Origin of the sequence: Myxococcus sp. AB036A (assembly GCF_006547355.1) — a bacterium.
Lineage (GTDB): Bacteria > Myxococcota > Myxococcia > Myxococcales > Myxococcaceae > Myxococcus > Myxococcus virescens.
In genome coordinates, this window is sequence record NZ_VHLC01000071.1 from 27,767 (window position 1) to 45,092 (window position 17,326).

Consider the following 17,326-nt stretch of genomic DNA (forward strand, 5'->3'; position numbering starts at 1 on the left):
CCTCACAGCTTCGCGACGATGGCGCGGGCCAGCCGGTCCGCGGCCCCCGCGTCGAGCGACAGGAACAGGCGCGGCTCTGTGGCCTCCAGCTCTTGCAGCCGCGACTGGCCCGCGTTGTCGGTGGCCACGTCCACGCGGGCGTAGAGCAGGGGGCGGCCCACCGCTTCCAGCACGGACTCCGCCAGCCGCAGCTCGGCTGCGTCCTCGGGCGTGAAGGCGGTGGGCTCGGAGAAGCCGCGCGGCGCGTCCAGCCGCGTGGGGGGCCGGCGCACCGCGTGGCTGAGGACGCCGTCGAAGAAGACGTAGCTGCGCTCGCCCTCCGTTTCGAAGGCGGTGAGGTAGGGCTGCACCATGACGTCGCCCTCGCAGGTCAGCTCGGCCAGCCGGGCGGTGGCGGCGTGGGCCTCCGCGCGCGGGAAGACGTGCGTCTTGAGCGCTCCCGCGGACACGGCGGGCTTGAGCACCACCGCGTCCCAGCCGTGCCTGCGCGCCAGCTCGCCCACATCGAGCGTGTCGCCCCTGCGCACCCAGGTGGTGGGCGTCACCAACACGCCCTTCTCCTCCAGCTCGCGCAGGTAGTGCTTGTGCGTGTTCCAGCGCAGCACGGGCGCGGGATTGTGGAGCTGCGTGAGGCGGCCCACCTTGTCCGCCCAGGCGACGAAGGCGTCGCGGCGCAGGTGGCTGTCCCACGTGTTGCGCACCAGGGCCAGCCGCACCGTCTTCCAGTCCATGGCCGGGTCATCCCAGACGACGGGCCGGGCCTCCACGCCCAGGGCCGCGAGCGCGGGCAGCAGCGATGCGTCAAAGGCATCGAGTTGAGGCAAGCCTTCGAAGGTGAGGACAGCGACGTCCATGACGTGGGCTCCCGGTGTTGAAACGTGCGGCGGCTTGTAGCGCGTGCGGCACCTGCGCGCAGGGCCCTCGCGGTGCGTCAAGGGCAGGGTGCGGGCCAGTCCGACAGGTAGGCGTTGAACACCCCGTACTTGAGGTGAGGTGAGCGGCGTACTCCACGGCACATTCGCGTGCGCGGATGCTTGGGAACTGGACCTGTGCGGTCAGGTGTCGCTGAAATGTTTCAAGGGGTACGCTCTTCGCGTGCCAAGGACCTGTCACCTTCCCTCCGGCCGGCTCCGCCGGGAGACCCACGAGATGCGAATGTCCCCACGTTTATTACTCGCCGCGCTAGGCGCGGTCCTCCTCTTCCACGCCGGATGCGGCGACGAGCCTGGCTGTGAGGGTGCGAGCTGCAACCCGCAAGCGGTCTGCGGCAACAACACCGTGGAGCAGGGCGAGCAGTGCGACGATGGCAACAAGGTGGACGGCGACGGCTGTGAGTCCGACTGTACGCGGACGCCCGCGCCGGCCGCGGTATGTGGCAACGGCCAGCTGGAAGGCGAAGAGGTCTGTGACGACGGCAACACGGCGGACGGTGATGGCTGTCAGGCGGACTGCTCGCTGACGCTGACCCAATGCCCCGCGGCCAACGCGCCCGCGCTTCCCGACGGCGCCACCTGCGCGGTGACGCAGCAGGGCTCCGCCGCGCGCCTCTTCACGGGCGTGGTGCTGAAGGACGGCGAGACGCTGGTGGGCGGCCAGGTGCTGGTGGATGCACAGGGCATCATCCAGTGCGCCGCCTGTGACTGCTCCGCCACGGCGGGCGCCGCCGAGGCCACGCAGGTGTCCTGCCCCGGTGGTGTCATCTCCCCGGGCCTGGTGAATCCGCACGAGCACATCACGTATCCGATGGAGCCGTACGTCGGCACCGAGGAGCGCTACGAGCACCGCCACGAGTGGCGCACGGGCCGCAACGGCCACACGCGCATCAACAGCCCCGCGGCCAGCGCCGCGGACAACGTTCGCTGGGGCGAGCTGCGGCAGATGATGGCGGGCGCCACCTCCATGGCGGGCGCGGGTGGCCAGGCCGGTCTGCTGCGCAACGTGGACGTGAACAACACCGCGCTCCAGGAGGGTCTGGGCGAGGGTGTGGTGAACTCCGACACCTTCCCGCTGGGTGACACCAGCGGCAACATGATTGCGTCGGGCTGTGGTTACGGCTCGATGCCGACGACGAGCTCGCTGCCGCGTTCGGCCGCGTACCTGCCGCACGTCTCCGAGGGCATCTCCGCCGCGGCGCAGAACGAGTTCCTCTGCCTGTCCACGGGCCCGAACAACGTGATGCAGCCGCGCACCGCCGTCATCCACGGCATCGGCCTGACGGCGAAGGAAATCCGCGTCATGGCGGAGAACGGCACCGGCCTCATCTGGTCGCCCCGCTCGAACATCTCGCTGTACGGCGACACGGCCATGGTGTCGGCCTACAAGAACCAGGGCGTCACCATCGCGCTGGGCACCGACTGGCTGCGCTCCGGTTCCATGAACCTGCTGCGCGAGCTCCAGTGCGCGGACTACCTCAACACTTCGCACTACGCGCGGACCTTCAGCGACCAGGACCTCTGGCGCATGGTGACGTCGAACGCGTCGGACCTGGTGGACACGTTCGAGAAGACGGGCCGCATCGCCGAGGGCAAGGTGGCTGACCTGGCCATCTTCCAGCTGCGGACCTTCACCCGCTCGCCGCACCGCGCGGTCATCACCTCGAACCCCGAGCACGTGGTGCTCACGATGCGGGGTGGCAAGGCGCTCTACGGTGACCAGGCGCTGATGGCCGGGCTCCGCGGCGCGGACACCTGCGACACGCTGGACGTGTGCGGCGCCTCGAAGGAAGTCTGCCTCCAGTCCGAGATTGGCAAGAACTTGGCGGCGCTGACGTCGGGCGCCACGGCGAAGTACCCGCTGTTCGCGTGCGGTACGCCGGAGAACGAGCCGACGTGCTCGCCCCGCCGTGCCTCGCTGGATTCGCGCTGGCCGGCCGTCGTGAACAACTCCACCAGCTACACCGGTGAGGTTCGCGCCGCGGACAAGGACGGGGACGGGCTGGTGGACTCCGTCGACAACTGCCCTGCCATCTTCAACCCCATCCGCCCCATGGACAATGGCAAGCAGGCGGACTCGGATGGCGACGGGATTGGCGACGCGTGCGACCCCTGCCCGCTGGAGGCGGGTGACGCCTGCACGTCGTTCACCGTGGGCGACGATGACCACGACGGCATCGTGACGTGGCAGGACAACTGCCCGTTCGTTGCCAACCCGGACCAGGCGGACGCGGACGGCGACGGCAAGGGTGATGCGTGTGACGCGTGCTCCAGCGTTCCGAACCCGGGCGACCTGGGCTGCCCCGCCACCATTCACGAGCTGAAGACGCCCGTGGGCGGCAGCCTGCCGCTGGTGGGCAAGCCGGTGTCCATCCTGGACGTCGTCGTCACCGGTGTGGTGAAGGGCGGCGCGAGCTCCCAGGGCTACTGGGTGCAGACGTATCCGCTGCCTTCGGGCACGAGCGTGGATAACTCCGGTCTCTACGTGTACTCGCCCAAGGGCGACCTCGCCGCGGGTGATCGCATCGACATCACCACGGGCGTGCTGACCGTCTACTTCGGCCTGCCCGAGCTGACCGAGGTCAAGTACGTCAAGCGCAGCTCCGGCAACGAGGTTCCCGCGCCGGTGGTGGTCACGACGGCCGACATCCGCACCGGTGGCCCGCGTGCCGCCGCGCTGGAAGGCGTGCTCGTGGAGGTCCGCGACGTGGCGGTCAACACGGGGGTGGACGAGTTCGGCCAGTTCCTGGTGAACGAGGCGGGTGACGCCGGTCAGCCGGGTCTGATGATTGACGACCAGGCCTATGCCTTCCCGGTCCCGTCCATTGGCACGCGCTTCGGCGCGCTGCGCGGCGTGCTGACGTACAACTTCAATGACTCCAAGCTGGTGCCGCGCTTCCAGGCGGACATGCCGCTGCCGCCGCCGTCGCTGACGGGCTTCGGTCCGAACGGCTATGCGCGCGTGGGTGGCACGGGCCCGGTGAACACCTTCCCGCAGGCGCTGACGCTGACGCTGTCGTCCGCCTACGCGGAGGCGCTCGACGTCGTCATCACCTCCTCCAACGAGAGCGCGCTGAGCGTGCAGGACGGCCGCATCACCATCCCCGCGGGTCAGACGTCCGCGACGGTGCAGGTGAACGCGGTGGCGCCCGCGCAGAGCGTGACGCTGACGGCCACGCTGGGCGGCTCCGCGCAGACGGCCACCATCCGGGTGCTGGGGGCCGACGAGCAGCCCGAGGTGGTAGGCGTCACCCCGGGTGACGTGACGATGGTGCCCGGCGGCGAGGTGGTCTTCACCGTGCAGCTGGACCGTCCGGCGCCCGCCAACGCCACCGTGGCGCTGAGCGTGAATCCGGCGACGGGCTTCGGCACCTTCGTTCCGGCGAACGGCACGCTCACCGTGACGGAGAACGCCACGGAGGCGGTGTTCTCCTTCATCACGGACGCGGCGGCCACGGCCACCGAGCCCGGCACGGTGACGGCGAGCATCGGCGCGAGCAGCGCGAGCGGCACCGTGACGCTGGACCAGAATGCGCCGCGGCTGACGGCCCTGTCGCCGTCCTCGGCGGTGACGATTCCGGCGGGCGGGACGCAGACGTTCACCCTGACGGTGGACCGTCCGGCCGCGCAGGACACGGTTGTCGAGCTGGCGGTGGTGCCGGGGGCGGGCGTGCAGAACTACGGCACGGTGCCGGCCTCGGCCACGATTCCGGCGGGCGCCACGGAGGTGACCTTCACCTTCACGGCGGACGCGCAGGGCGAGGGCACGGGCACGGTGTACGCCTCGCTGTACGGCATCACCCAGACCACCGAGCTCACGGTGCTTCCGCCTCCGCCCGCGCTCAGCGCGGTGACGCCGTCGGTGGCCACCGTCTACTTCGGCACGCAGCAGGTCTTCACGGTGGCGCTGGACCGTCGGGCTCCTGCGGGTGGCATCACGGTGGACGTGGCGCTGGAGCCGGCCACGGGCATGGGCGAGCTGTCGAGCTCGACGGTGAGCATCGCGGAAGGCCAGACGACGGGCACCGTGACGTTCACCGCGGGCGACGAGGACGCCCAGGGGCGGCTGATTGCGTCCTACGCGGGCGTCACCCGCGGGGTGGACATCACCATCGCGGACCGGCCCGCCGTCGGCCATATCGTCATCAGTGAAATCTCCGCGCGCGGCGCGACGGCTCAGAACGATGAGTTCATCGAGCTGTACAACCCGACGGGCGCGGACATCACGCTGAACGGCTGGAAGGTCCAGTACAAGAGCGCGGCGAGCACGTCGAACTACTCCGGTTCGGTGGACATCCCGGACGGCACGGTCATCAAGGCCTACGGCTACCTGCTCCTCGCGCACAACTCGGGCTACACCGGGACGGTCACGAAGGACGTGGGATACCCCTTCGACATGTCGGCCTCGGCGTCGGGTGGCGGCCATGTCCGCATCGGCCCGAACCTCAAGGCGGACAGCCTGGATGACCCAAACACGGTGGACAAGGTGGGCTACGGCACTGCGAACCAGCCCGAAGGCAGCGCGGCCCCCGCCCACCCGGGCGCGGGTGGCAGCCTCGAGCGCAAGGCGCGTCCGAACTCCACTGCGGAGACCATGGCGGAGGGCGGCGCCGATGCCCTGGCTGGCAACGGCCATGACATGGACGACAACGGGAGCGACTTCATTGTCCGCACCGCGCGTCAGCCGCAGAATTCGCAGAGCCCGGCGGAGCAGCCGTAGCCGCCAGGCATCAAGGGGACAGGGCTGAAGTGCCGGCCCTGTCTCCGTAAGGTTTCAAGCGGGCGGAACCCTGAGATGGGGTTCCGCCCGTTTCATTTTGAGCTGGGCATGTGCCCGGGCACTGGCTGGCATTGCCGCGTCAGAGATGTCAGGACTGGCTGGCATTGACGCAGTCGAAGCCTGTGGTCTGCACGAGTCCCGCTTGGTGTATCAGCATGACGGCGCGGTACAGCGGGTCGTAATCCACGGAGGCGCGGAAGAGGTTCTGGTGCACGAGCATGCCCAGGAGCCCGCCCAGGAGGCTGTGCGCGGCGGCGAGTGCGTCCACGTCCTGCCGGAACTCCCCCAACTGCTGCCCGTGACGGATGAGGCGCTCCAGCGTCGTCGCGTAGAGGGCCAGCTTGTCTCGGATGGCCTCCGCTACCTGGTCATTGGAGTCGGCGGCCTCGGCTGCGAGCATCGCGAAGAAGATTCCGTATTCGCGGTGCTCGCGAAGGAGGAGGTGTGTCCGCTCGCAGATGGCTTGGAATTGCTCCCGCGCCGGAAGCTCGCGGTCGTCTCCAGGCAGTTGAAAGGCTCTCAGACAGCGCTGGTGCAACTCTTCAATCGCAGCCAGCAGCAGGTCTTCCTTGGTGGGGAAGTGCCAGTACAGCGCTCCGGGCGTCATCCGGATGGCGCGGGATAGGTCCGCCATCGTCGTGGCGAGGAAGCCTCGCTTCGCGAAGAGGTGGATGGCCGCTTCCAGAATGTCCATGCGCGTGCGCGCAGCACGCTCTTGTTTCAGCTCTCGTTGGGCGGGTTCCCTGGCCATACCCGCCGAATCTATGCATCACGCCAGGAGTGTCACCCGGACGATCTCCGGCGGCGCTCCGACGCGGAGCGGCGGACCCCAGAAGCCTGTTCCCCGGCTGACATACAGGTGCCGGTCTCCTTCGTGAAACAAGCCCGCGTCGTGCTCCCAGATGGCGGAGACCGCCAGCGTGAAGGGGAAGAACTGTCCCCCATGCGTGTGTCCGGAGAGCTGCAAGCCCATTCCCTCCCGCGCCGCCACCTTCCAGTTCGACGGCTGATGCGCGAGCAGCACCGAGGCCCGTTCGACATCCCGGCCCGCCGTCGCCGCCGCCAAGTCATAGCCTTGCGAAAACCCCATCTTGCCCGCCGACCAGTCGTCCACACCCACCAGGTCGAATGACGCGGCCGTGTCGCCAATGCGCACGTGACGGTTGCGCAGAACATGCACATTCATACGCTCCAGCGCTTCAGCCCAGGCAGCGTCGCTCCAGTAGTACTCGTGGTTTCCCGTGACGAAGTAGGTGCCGTGGCGTGACTTCAGCTCGGACAGCGCAGAGACCGCTGGGGCCAGCGATGCGACGTGTCCGTCCACCAGGTCGCCCGTGATGCACACCAGGTCGGGGCGCAATGCGTTGCAGCGGCGCACCAGCTCGTCCATGAAGCGGCGCCGGATGACCGGGCCCACGTGGATGTCACTCAAGTGGACAATGCTGAAGCCATCCAGCGACTTGGGCAGCCCCGGCAGCTTCACCGCCACCTCGTTCACCACGGGCGGATGGAAGGCGCTCCACATCCCGAAGCCCGTCACGCCACCCGCGGCCAGCACTGCTCCGCCGGCTGTCGCCCGAGCAAGGAAGCGTCGGCGTTCCACATCCACCGGTGATGGAGCCTCGGACGTGGCGCCGCCGGGCCTTTCCGTCATCGCCACCGGAGGAGCTTCGGCGTGCGTCGCCGCCGCGCCGTGTCCACTGGTCGCCAGGGCTTTCGGAGTCACTGACACGGACTCCGTGCCCGTCGCCGCCAGCGTGCCGCCACCCTGTGCCGAGCCACCCACCGCATGTGCATGGGACACCGAGGCCGACTCGCCACCGCGCAGCTCCACCACCGCCGTCTCGCCGCGCGAACCCCACCTCCGTGCCGCCACCTTGCGCGCCGCGCCCAACACTCCGAGCGCGAGCATCAGGTAGATGGCCATGCCCATCCACGTCCACACCGCCGTGGCCACGGCGAAGGTGGAGTCCATGGGAAGGAAGCGCGTCACGGACCACGACAGCACCAGCAGTGTGCCCAGCACCGTCATGACGCTCATGCCCACGCGCCGCCATGCGCGGTGCTCCGACGTGGCCGCGAAGAGGCGCCGGTACAGGTAGACGTGGACGGCGACCGTGGCGATGCCGGTGACGAGGGCGAAGAGGATGAAGCGCGCGGTGTCCATGCAGTGCGCCATCCTGACCCGTGCGCGACGCGCTACAATGCAATCCGCGTGAAGAAGTGTGAACACCTCGTACACGGACATCGCATCAATCCGCGTGGGGTGTTCGCAGCTGGGGCAATCGCGACCCGAACCCACGTCGCATGCGATTGCAGCATGCAGCCAAGAGAGCGCCTGAGCCGTTCTCGCGATACAAGTGACAGCGTGTTGGCCGTATACACCGGCCTGCCCGAAAGCCACTGAAGGGTTGCCGCGTGTGTAACGGCGAACCGCCTGGCTGACGCGCATGCACCACCTCCTCGAGGAGACCCCCATGCCCCCTGACCTGATGGCGGGAACGCGCCGCCTGTTGACGTGCCTGTTGAGCGCCTTGCTGATGGTTGGCTGCGAGCCCTCGGGGGAGCTCGCCATGCCGGAGACGCCACACGCCACGCGCACCCAGCGCGTGGTCGTCACGGCCCCGCCGATGCGCATCGCCGCGGGTGCCCAGCACTCGCTGTATCTGTCACCCGGAGGCGACGTGTGGGCCTGGGGCGGCAATGGCTCCGGCCAGCTTGGCGGGGCGGAGACGTCCCTCCAGGGACTGGCGCCAGTGCGGCTGGCGGCGCTGGGGGACATCGTGTCGGTGGTGTCCGGAGACGCCCACTCGCTTGCACTGGGCGCGGATGGCTCGGTGTGGACGTGGGGCGGCAACAGCTCCGGGCAGCTCGGTGATGGCACCACCACTGATCGCGCGACGCCGATGCGGGTGGCCGGCCTGGACAGCGTGGTGGCGGTGGCCGCCGGAGACTTCCACTCGTTGGCGCTGCGCGAGGACGGCACGGTGTGGGCGTGGGGGACGAACTTCCACGGACAGCTCGGCCGGGGACACACGCAGCCGGGGCTCACGCCCGAGCGGGTTCCCGGGTTGCAGGGCGTGGTCGCGCTCGCCGCGGGCTTCGACTTCACCCTGGCCGTACTGGAGGACGGCACGGTGCGCGCGTGGGGCTCCAACGGCTCCGGCCAACTGGGCGACGGTACCTTCACCCAGCGCCTGTCTCCCGTGAAGGTCTCCGAGCTCAGCGGCATCACCGAGGTGACGGCGGGCACCTACCACGCGCTGGCGCTGGCCAAGGACGGCGGCGTGTGGACGTGGGGCAGCAATGCCTCCGGACAGCTCGGGGATGGCACGTGGAATGACCGCGCCGTTCCCATGCAGGTGCCGGAGCTTGAGCGGGTGAAGGCCGTGGCTTCCATGGACTCGGATTCGCTGGCGCTGCTCGACACGGGCGACGTGTTCGCGTGGGGGGCCAATGGCTCCGGCCAACTGGGCGATGGAGACACCACCGACCGCGCCACGCCGGGACCGGTGCCGGGGCTGAATGCGGTGGCCTCGGTGGTGGGCGGCGCGCAGCACGCGCTGGCCTTGCGAAAAGACGGCACGCTCTGGGCCTGGGGCGGAGGCATGTCGGGCCAGCTGGGCCACGGCGGCTCCGAGCGCCACGTGGTGCCCGCGCCGGTGATGCGCCTGGCGGGCGTGACGTCGATGGCGACGGGCAGCTTCCACTCCCTGGCCGCGCTGGGGGATGGCTCCGTCTGGGCCTGGGGCCGCAACACCTATGGGCAACTGGGTGATGGCAGCACGGCCGAGCGCCACGCCGCGGTGCGCGTGGAGGGGCTCGGCGGCGTTCGCAGTGTCGCCTCGGCCGCCCACCATTCGCTCGCCGTGGGCATGGATGGGACGGTCTGGGCATGGGGGCGCAACGCCGCCGGACAGTTGGGGGATGGCACCACGCGCGACCGCGCCCGGCCCGTCGCGGTGTCGGGCCTGACGTCGGTGACGGCGGTGGCCGCGGGCGGCAGTCACGTCCTGGCGCTGCGCAGCGACGGCAGCGTGTGGGCCTGGGGCTACAACGCGCTGGGACAGCTGGGGGACGGCACGACGGTGGACCGGTTGACGCCGGTGCGCGTGTCGGGGCTCGGTGCGGTGGTGGCGGTGGCCGCCGGTTCGTACTTCTCCATGGCCCTGCAGTCCGACGGCACGGTGTGGACGTGGGGCGAGGGCTTCGAGGGACAGCTGGGGGACGGCGGTGGCGTGCAGCGACTGAGTCCGGTGCGCGTGGAGGGACTGGCGAACGTCACCCGCGTGGCGGCGGGCTCCGCGCATGCGCTGGCCGTGCGCGGCGACGGCACGGTGTGGGCATGGGGCGACAACGGGGAAGGGCAGCTCGGGGACGGCTCCTGGGCGGACCGCTTCCGTCCGGTGCAGGTGCCGGGGCTGCAGGGCATCACCGCCGTCAGCGGTGGCCGCTCCCACTCCATGGCGTTGCAAGGCGATGGCACGGTGCGCGCGTGGGGCTACAACGGTTACGGCCAGCTCGGAGACGGAACGCTCACCTCGCGCGTGCGGCCCGCACTCATCCCCGGCCTGACTGGCATCCAGGCGCTCCACCCCAGCCACCTGCACGTGCTCGCGCTGCACGCGGATGGGACGTTGCGCGGGTGGGGCTACAACCGCTTCGGCCAACTGGGCCTGGGTGCCGCGGGTTGGAGCGCCGTGCCAGTGCAGGTGCGTGGCATTGGCCGCGTGGACCGGTTGGCCGTCGGCCGCGCGCACACGCTGATGGTGCGCGCCGATGGCACGGTGATGGCCTGGGGCGAGAATGGTTCGGGCCAACTGGGCGACGGCACCTCCACCCTCCGCACGGGTCCGGTGTCCGTGCTCGGCGTGCCCTGTGTCCGCTCTGTCGCCAGTGGCGTACAGCACTCGCTGGCGCTGGCGTGTGACGGCACCGTCTGGGCCTGGGGCGCGAACGGGCGGGGGCAACTGGGCGATGGCACCACCACCCCGCGCGTGACGCCGGGGCTGGTGGAGGGGCTTCGGGGCGTGGTGGCGCTGGCGGCGGGTGGAGACGCGTCGGTGGCGCTGCGCGCGGATGGCTCCGTGTGGAGCTGGGGCGGCAACGCCAGCGGCCAACTGGGTGACGGCACCCTCACGGACCGCCCCCTGCCGACCCACCTCAAGTACCTCTCCAACGTGGTGGCCGTGGCCCTGGGCGAAACGCACGCCCTGGCGGTGGGCGAGGACGGCGCGCTGTGGGCCTGGGGCGCGAATGGCTCGGGCCAACTGGGAGATGGTGGCACCGTACCGAGCCTGACGCCGGTGCGCGTGAAGGGGCTGGAGCGCGTGGCGTCCGTGGCGGCCGGACGTGCCTTCTCGGTGGCGGTGCGCGACGACGGCACCGCGTGGGCCTGGGGCACGAACCCGTCCGGCCAACTGGGCGATGGCACCAACCTCGCGCGGAGCGTGCCAAATCAGGTGACCACCTTGAAGGGCATCCGCGCCATGTCCGCGGGGGCCCACCACGTGGTGGCGCTGAGCACCGACGGCACGGTGTGGACGTGGGGCGACAACACGCTGGGGCAGTTGGGGGATGGCTCGTCCTCGCCGACGGGGATGTGGCCCCGGCAGGTGCCGGAGCTGCGAGGCGTGGAGGCGGTGGCCGCGGGAGAGCAGTTCACCGTGGCCGTGCTGCTGGACGGTACCGCCCGCGCCTGGGGAAGCAACGAGTACGGCCAGCTCGGTGATGGGAAGACGGGCCCGCAGTTGACGCCGATGGCGGTGAAAATCGAAGGGCCGAAAATCCGCCCGCCCGTGCGCACCGTGCGCGCCTGGGGCCAGCACGCGGTGGTGCTGATGTCGGACGGCACCGTGCAGACGTGGGGCGACAACACGTTCGGCCAACTGGGAGACGGCACCACCACGCGCCGCGCGGTGCCCTTGACGGTGTATGGATTGGCGAGCGTGGTGGCCGTGTCCTCGGGCGCCTGGCACTCGCTGGCGCTGCGCAGTGACGGCACCGTCTGGGCGTGGGGCGCCAATGGCTTCGGTCAGCTCGGGGATGGCACGTCCACTCCGCGCACCAGGCCGGTGCAGGTGGCAGGGCTGGGGGACGTGGTGGCCATTGGCTCGGGGGGCTACCACGCGCTGGCGGTGCGCTCGGATGGCTCGGTGTGGACGTGGGGCTACAACGCGTTCGGCCAACTGGGTGACGGCACCGCGGAGTCGCGCTCCCTGCCCACCCGGGTGGAGGGGCTGGAGGGCGTGGTGGCCGTGGCGGGCGGAGACCACTACTCGCTGGCGCTGCACTCGGACGGCACCCTGTCCGCGTGGGGCAACAACGCGTCGGGCCAGTTGGGAGACGGCACCGGCACCACCCGCTATTCGCGCGTGGTGGTGAAGGGCGTGGACGGCGTGGTGGACGTGCGCGCGGGCGCGACGCACACGGTGGCGCTGCGGGGCGACGGCACCGTGTGGACGTGGGGCGACAACGCGTTCGGTCAGTTGGGGGACGGCGCCAGCGGCACGCGGATGCGCCTGGTTCCCCGGCCGGTGCCGAACCTGTCCTCGGTGTCCGCCGTGGGCGCGGGGGCTCGCCACACGTTCGCCGCGGCGCTCAAGGGCACGGTGTGGACGTGGGGACGCAACTCGCACGGCCAGTTGGGGCTGGGGGACAACACGAACCGGACGGAGCCCCAGCGCGTGCGGGAGCTGTCGGACGTCACCGTGGTGTCGGGCGGGGCGGATTTCTCCCTGGCCATGAAGCGCGACGGCACGGTGCTGAGCTGGGGCTCCAGCCTCTACGGCTCGTTGGGCCTGGGCGCCACGGGGCACCGCTCGTCACCCGGGCAAGTGGCGCTGCCCTGAGCCGGGCATCAGGGCCTGTTCAGTCAGAGGGTGCGGCGGGCGGTCCGCAGCCGCACCCGGTACTTCTTGGGCGGGCGCGTCCTGAGCCGGGCCCGGTATGTGCCATGCGCGCGCCGGGCCGAGCGGGAGCGTCGGCTGATGGTTTTCCTGCGGCCCGCGCCGGGGGTGCGTCGACGAAGAGCTTTCATGGGTGCATCCGGCGCGTGCGCTAAGGCTTCTCCGTGAGCGGGCGGGGCGTCGTCAGCTCGGAGCCGATCTGCCGCCACTCCTGCGCGTAGGCGCCGCGAGCGAAGGCGCGCAGGTCATCGGACGTCACCGTGCCCCGCGCCAGGGCGGTCCCCAGCGCGCGCACGACGGCGTTGCGGTGCGGCTGCTCGACGTAGGGATTGCCCTCGCGGAACACCTCGCCGAAGAGCGACTCCAGGCGGCCGTCCTGCTTCAGGCGCTCGACGATGCGGGCCTGCGAGGCGGGCTCGTTCGCGTGCGCGTGCAGCATGGCGGAGGCGAGCCCGCCCTGGGCATCCGCCTGGTCGGGAAACTCGGAGAGCAGCTCCAGCTCCGCGTCGGCACCCGCGATGGCGGTGGCGTCCGGAGGCGGCGCCGTCACGCCGCGCTGGGCGGGGCGCCGGTCGGGCTCGAAGTCGCTGCGGCCCTGGAACGTCTGCACCGTGCGGTGCGCCTGGACGCCCTTCGCCCCCTGGGTGGCGGTGCCGGAGGCCGGCCGCTGCTCCGGAGCGCTGGCGCGCTCGTGCGCCGGGCCCTTGGGCGAGGACGGGCGGTTACCACCATCAATGCGAGACATGGGGGCTCCAGGGATGGGGCCCGGCGCGGACAGAGCTCCGGGAATTCCCATGTAGGTTATCGGGCGCGGTGTGTCTCCAGTTGCGTCCCACCTCTAACGTGCGTCCGCCGGAGTGTCCCCGCAGGGCGGGCGCGCCCGCGTCATCGCCCGGAAAAACGCAATGACTCCCGGCGTTTGGCGGGCAGGGGAGGGAAGTGGCGCTCCAGGCCGTGTACCAGGTCCTCACGCCACGCAGGGTAGTTGTGCCCACCGCTGTACTCCCGGAGTTCCACCTGATGCCCGGCTTCTGAGAGTACGGGAGCGATGCGGCGGTTGCCCTCCAGCAAGCCTTCAAAGCGGCCGCAGTCCAGCCAGATGTCCAGCGGGCGGCGGGGTGGAGGCCGCGCCAGGTCGAAGACGACGAAGTCATGGCCCTCCACCGTGAAGGCCCCGGACTGCGACAGCACCCGGCCGAAGACGTCCGGCATGCGCAGGCCGGTGTAGAGCGCCATCAACCCGCCCAGCGAGGCCCCCAGCACCGCGTGGGCACCGGGGCTGCGCCGCTCGTCCACCAGCGACAGCTTCTGGCGCGCCAGCGGCAGCACCTTCCACTTCAACAGCCCCACCGTGTACTCGCTGCAGGCGTACTCCATGCTGCGTGTCTCACCGCCATGGCACACGAGCGCCAGGGCCACCGGGCGCATGCGGCCTTCGGCCACCAGGGTGTCCACCAGCTCCGGAAGGCGGACGCGGCGCAGGTAGTCCTCGCCGTCGTACACCACCACCAAGGGCACCGGCGCGTCCGTGGGCGGCGCGTACAGGTACACCCGGCGCTGGCCCGGCAGGTCCACGTCTCCTGTGTCCACCACGTGCCGGGTGACGCGGCCCCGAGGCGCGCCGCGCGGGTGCCGGGCGGGCAGGGACGAGCGGGCCTGGGGCATGTGGAACGAGTGGTTGATGCCGCCAAAGCCGTTGTCGGAAGGGTGGCGGTTGAGCGGGTCCTCCACGCGCTGGCCGCGCGGGTCCTCCAGCGCGTATTCGACGTAGGCATCCGCGGGCAGCGTCAGCGTGCGAGCCCACAGTCCGGGCGCCACGCGCTTGAAGGGCAGCGGCTTGCCGCGCCAGTCCTGGAAGTCACCTTGGAGGCAGATGGGGCCCCGGCCTCGCCACACGAAGGTGGCGGTGTCCGATTCGATGACGGGCGTTCCCTCGGCGCGGGCCCGCGCCTCCAGTGTCTTCGCGTCCATCCGCGCACCCTAGGCCAGCAGGTCGCGCAGCGCGCCCTCCAACTCCGGGTACCGGAACACGAAGCCCGCCTCCTGGGCGCGCTGGGGCAGCACGCGCTGGCCCTCCAGCACCACCTTCGCCATCTCCCCCAGCGCCGCCTTGAGCATGAACGCGGGCATCCGCACCACGGACGGCCGGCCCAGCACGTGGCCCAGCGTGTGCGCGAAGAAGGCGTTCGTCACCGGCGTGGGCGCGGTGGCGTTCACCATGCCCTCCACCTGGGGATGGGCCAGCAGGAAGAGGAGCAAGTCCCTGGCGTCGTCACGGTGCACCCAGCTCACGAACTGCTCGCCGCTGCCCACCGGGCCGCCCGCGCCCACGCGGAAGGGGGGCAGCATCTTGTGGAGGGCGCCCCCCTCCGGGTGCAGCACCACGCCCATGCGCACCACCGCCGTGGGGATGCTGGACTCGCGCGCCTGCATCGCCTCCGCCTCCCAGTCCACGCACACGCGGGCCAGGAAGTCGTCACCCGGAGGGCTCTCCTCCGTCAGCGGCTCCGCGCCGCGCGTGCCGCCGTAGTAGCCAATGGCGGACACCGACACGAAGCGCCGCACCGTCCCCGCGCCCCGCATCGCCGCCACCACCGCGCGCGTGCCCAGCACCCGGCTGTCGTGGATGCGGTGCTTGCCTTCGTGCGTCCAGCGCTGGGCCACCGGCTCGCCCGCCAGGTGCACGACGGCCTCCGCGTCCGCCAGCGCCTCCGGGGGCAGGGGCGAGCCGGCGGTAAAGGGCGCTCCCGTCACACCGGTGGGCAGGCGGGCCAGGGCCTGTTCAACGTTCCGGGCCAGGACGTGGACCTGGTGTCCACGCTCCAACAAACCTTGGACAAGCCCTGGACCCAGGAAGCCGGTCGCGCCGGTGACGGCCACCTTCACGGGGAGGGCTCCGAGGGCGCCGGGCTGTTCAGGTCCACGCCCACCAGGCGGCTCAGGACGGCGAAGAAGGTCTTCAGCTCATCTGGCTTCATCCGGCCGGAGTGCCGGTAGACCAGGGCCCCTTCGGCGTCCAGCAGCACGATGTTGGACGTTTTCAGCGGCAGCTTCCACGGCGCCTTTCCCAGTGCTCCATCCATATCCACCAGGATAGGCACGCCCACCTTCTTCTCCTCGTCCCGGACGAAGGAGAGGGCAATCTGCCGGGCCGGAAAAAAGTCGAAATTCTGAAGGTTTGCGACCGCCAGCACCCAGGCCGCATCCAGGATTCCGCGCTCCTGCCCCCGGGCGAACAGTTCCTTCTTCAGGGTCGAGTTGAGCTTGGTCGAGTCCTTGTCCTCGTAGAAAAGGATGACCGGCTTTCCGCGCCACTTGGAGAGCCGGACCTCCTTTCCCGCGGAGGTGCGTAACGTCGCGTCCACCTGCTCCGGGGCCGGCGCCGCGCCCAGGGCGCTTCCCGCTGCCAGGGAGATGGAGAGCGCACCTGCGATCCACGCCTTCATGAGGGGACCTCTGTGTACAAGGTTATCGCAAACCTTAGACATACCCTTGACAAGCTCTGGACGCAAACGCTACCTCTAGGAAGCAAAGGACGGGTTCTTCGGAGGAAAGAAGCATGGCACTCACGCTTCCCGATGCGCAGTCGCCGACGGGCCTGCTTCCTCTGGAGCAGGCTTGGCTGCAACTGGTCCAGGCGGAGGTGGAGACCTCGCTGGCGGAGTTGTTCGAACTTCCCGACGAGGCCGGCCTGGACGTTCGTTGGACACAGGCACTGACGCAGGCCCGGGCGTATACCCTGCGGCCCGCCAAGCGGCTCCGCCCCGCGCTGGTGATGGCCGGCCACTGCCTGGCGCGTGGGAGCGCGGTGGTGCCCTCCGGGTTGTGGCGCTTCGCCGCGGGGCTGGAGCTGCTGCACACCTTCCTTCTCATCCACGACGACGTGGCGGATCAGGCGGAGCTGCGGCGGGGCGCCGCGTCCCTGCACCGGATGCTGGCGCCTGGACGCGCGGGCGAGGACCTGGCCGTGGTGGTGGGAGACCACCTCTTCGCGCGGGCCCTGGAGGCCATGCTGGGCTCGGGGCTGACGTGCGTCGCGGGCGTGGTGCAGTACTACCTGGGCGTGTGCCGTCACACGGCGGCCGGGCAGTACCTGGACCTGGACCTGGGCCGCGCGCCGCTGGCGGAGGTGACGCTCTTCCAGACGCTGCGCGTGGCGCATCTCAAGACGGCGCGCTACGGCTTCTGCGCCCCGCTGGTGTGCGGGGCCATGCTCGGCGGTGCCAGTAGCGGCTTGGTGGAGGGGTTGGAGCGCGTGGGCCGTCACGTCGGTCTTGCCTACCAGCTTCGGGACGATTTGCTGGGCCTTTTTGGTGATTCGAACGTCGCTGGCAAGGCCGCTGACGGCGACTTCCTCCAAGGCAAGCGAACCTTTCCAGTGCTGGCCGCCTTCGCGCGCGCCACTGAGGCCGAGCGCACGGAGCTGGAGGCGCTGTGGGCGCTGCCGGTGGAGCAGAAGGATGCCGCCGCGCTGGCGCGGGCCCGCGCGCTGGTGGAGTCCTGCGGAGGCCGGGCCGCATGTGAGCGCATGGTGGTGCGTGCCTCCCGGGCCGCCCGCCGCTCGTTGCAGTCGCTGCCCAATCCCAACGGAGTGAGAGAGCTGCTCGACGCGCTCATCGCCCGGCTGGCCCACCGCACCGCCTGAGGACGCCATGAGTGCATCGACACAGGGCAGGCGCGTCGTGGTGGTGGGGGCGGGCGTGGGC

Annotated in this window: 10 protein-coding genes; 3 read left to right on the top strand and 7 right to left on the bottom strand. The window is 70.5% G+C overall.

Features of this window, described 5'->3' with window-relative positions; translation table 11 throughout:
* Positions 1 to 2 precede the first annotated feature (2 nt).
* Positions 3 to 854: a RimK family alpha-L-glutamate ligase gene (locus tag FL344_RS25745; protein ID WP_194863252.1), complete on the bottom strand. Its 852-nt coding sequence runs from the start codon at positions 852 to 854 to the stop codon at positions 3 to 5.
* A 295-nt stretch (positions 855 to 1,149) separates the two neighbouring features.
* Here FL344_RS25745 and FL344_RS25750 point away from each other — a divergent pair, with 295 nt between their 5' ends.
* The gene (locus FL344_RS25750; protein WP_194863253.1) at positions 1,150 to 5,652 is read left to right on the top strand and encodes a lamin tail domain-containing protein; all 4,503 of its coding nucleotides are present in this window, start codon (positions 1,150 to 1,152) and stop codon (positions 5,650 to 5,652) included.
* Between the two features lie 148 nt (positions 5,653 to 5,800).
* On the opposite strand, the gene FL344_RS25755 is transcribed toward FL344_RS25750, so the two are convergent.
* Positions 5,801 to 6,406, bottom strand: coding sequence for a TetR/AcrR family transcriptional regulator (locus FL344_RS25755; protein WP_228565372.1), 606 nt, complete (start codon positions 6,404 to 6,406; stop codon positions 5,801 to 5,803).
* A gap of 75 nt (positions 6,407 to 6,481) precedes the next feature.
* Positions 6,482 to 7,879: a metallophosphoesterase gene (locus FL344_RS25760; protein ID WP_141620388.1), complete on the bottom strand. Its 1,398-nt coding sequence runs from the start codon at positions 7,877 to 7,879 to the stop codon at positions 6,482 to 6,484.
* Between the two features lie 310 nt (positions 7,880 to 8,189).
* Between FL344_RS25760 and FL344_RS25765 the strand changes: the two genes are divergently transcribed.
* A complete protein-coding gene (locus FL344_RS25765) occupies positions 8,190 to 12,563 on the top strand; it encodes a chromosome condensation regulator RCC1 (protein ID WP_228565373.1) in 4,374 nt (1,457 codons plus the stop codon).
* A gap of 208 nt (positions 12,564 to 12,771) precedes the next feature.
* Here the strand turns inward: FL344_RS25765 and FL344_RS25770 are convergent, their stop codons facing one another.
* The 4 genes from FL344_RS25770 to FL344_RS25785 all read right to left on the bottom strand — a co-directional run bounded on the left by FL344_RS25770 (position 12,772) and on the right by FL344_RS25785 (position 16,066).
* Positions 12,772 to 13,365 (bottom strand): hypothetical protein, encoded by a 594-nt coding sequence (locus FL344_RS25770; protein WP_228558352.1) that lies wholly within the window; start codon positions 13,363 to 13,365, stop codon positions 12,772 to 12,774.
* A gap of 140 nt (positions 13,366 to 13,505) precedes the next feature.
* The gene (locus FL344_RS25775; protein ID WP_141620390.1) at positions 13,506 to 14,591 is read right to left on the bottom strand and encodes an alpha/beta hydrolase-fold protein; all 1,086 of its coding nucleotides are present in this window, start codon (positions 14,589 to 14,591) and stop codon (positions 13,506 to 13,508) included.
* 9 nt (positions 14,592 to 14,600) lie between these two features.
* Positions 14,601 to 15,506 (bottom strand): TIGR01777 family oxidoreductase, encoded by a 906-nt coding sequence (locus FL344_RS25780; RefSeq protein ID WP_141620391.1) that lies wholly within the window; start codon positions 15,504 to 15,506, stop codon positions 14,601 to 14,603.
* Positions 15,503 to 16,066, bottom strand: a complete 564-nt coding sequence (locus tag FL344_RS25785) for a peroxiredoxin (RefSeq protein ID WP_194858570.1) — start codon at positions 16,064 to 16,066, stop codon at positions 15,503 to 15,505. The genes FL344_RS25780 and FL344_RS25785 overlap by 4 nt, the downstream gene beginning before the upstream one ends.
* Positions 16,067 to 16,179: 113 nt before the next feature.
* Between FL344_RS25785 and FL344_RS25790 the strand changes: the two genes are divergently transcribed.
* Positions 16,180 to 17,265, top strand: coding sequence for a polyprenyl synthetase family protein (locus tag FL344_RS25790; RefSeq protein ID WP_141592924.1), 1,086 nt, complete (start codon positions 16,180 to 16,182; stop codon positions 17,263 to 17,265).
* Positions 17,266 to 17,326 lie beyond the last annotated feature (61 nt).

Bases quoted from the DNA above. Each gene is read 5' to 3' on its own strand.
- FL344_RS25745 (WP_194863252.1), bottom strand. From the start codon at position 854: ATGGACGTCGCTGTCCTCACCTTCGAAGGCTTGCCTCAACTCGATGCC.
- FL344_RS25750 (WP_194863253.1), top strand. From the start codon at position 1,150: ATGCGAATGTCCCCACGTTTATTACTCGCCGCGCTAGGCGCGGTCCTC.
- FL344_RS25755 (WP_228565372.1), bottom strand. From the start codon at position 6,406: ATGGACATTCTGGAAGCGGCCATCCACCTCTTCGCGAAGCGAGGCTTC.
- FL344_RS25760 (WP_141620388.1), bottom strand. From the start codon at position 7,879: ATGGACACCGCGCGCTTCATCCTCTTCGCCCTCGTCACCGGCATCGCC.
- FL344_RS25765 (WP_228565373.1), top strand. From the start codon at position 8,190: ATGCCCCCTGACCTGATGGCGGGAACGCGCCGCCTGTTGACGTGCCTG.
- FL344_RS25770 (WP_228558352.1), bottom strand. From the start codon at position 13,365: ATGTCTCGCATTGATGGTGGTAACCGCCCGTCCTCGCCCAAGGGCCCG.
- FL344_RS25775 (WP_141620390.1), bottom strand. From the start codon at position 14,591: ATGGACGCGAAGACACTGGAGGCGCGGGCCCGCGCCGAGGGAACGCCC.
- FL344_RS25785 (WP_194858570.1), bottom strand. From the start codon at position 16,066: ATGAAGGCGTGGATCGCAGGTGCGCTCTCCATCTCCCTGGCAGCGGGA.
- FL344_RS25790 (WP_141592924.1), top strand. From the start codon at position 16,180: ATGGCACTCACGCTTCCCGATGCGCAGTCGCCGACGGGCCTGCTTCCT.